The organism is Paracraurococcus ruber, assembly GCF_004353985.1.
In the GTDB taxonomy this organism is placed as follows: domain Bacteria; phylum Pseudomonadota; class Alphaproteobacteria; order Acetobacterales; family Acetobacteraceae; genus Paracraurococcus; species Paracraurococcus ruber.
In genome coordinates this window covers 1-422 of the sequence record NZ_SMOA01000714.1, presented here as the reverse complement: position 1 = coordinate 422, position 422 = coordinate 1, and the positions used below count along the sequence as shown (strand labels likewise).

Below are 422 nucleotides of genomic sequence, written 5' to 3'. Positions count from 1 at the left end.
CCACCTCGGTCGCCTGGCGCCCGTCCGTTTGCGAGCGCAGCCCGCCGCCGATGACGCGCTTCCACCGTGAGACGTCGGCTTCCACCAAGGCACGCCAGTTGTAGCCCGACGCGCGCTGCCAACCCATCCGGCCGCGTTCGGCAATACAGCGCAAATGCGCATCCCGCTGCGTCGGCGCGGTCTCGGCCGCCGCACTCGGCACCGCGCTCGCGCGCGGCGGGACGACGACGGCGGCGTTGGGGTGCCGCGCCGCGACCGCGGCATAGACATCGTCCCGGTCGTAGGCGCCGTCGCCAGTGACGGACGCCACGGAACCGTCGACCCGCTCAAGCAAGGGGTCGACCTGCGAGCCGTCATCGGCATCCCTGCCGGTCAGCAACGAGGCGACAACCTGACCGGTGTCGGCGTCGGTGGCGAGGTGG

Annotated in this window: 1 protein-coding gene; it reads right to left on the bottom strand. The window is 72.5% G+C overall.

Going from position 1 to position 422, the window contains the following annotated elements; translation table 11 throughout:
- A partial coding sequence (locus E2C05_RS33900) for a transposase (protein ID WP_338045243.1) occupies positions 1-422 on the bottom strand: 422 nt, incomplete at both ends.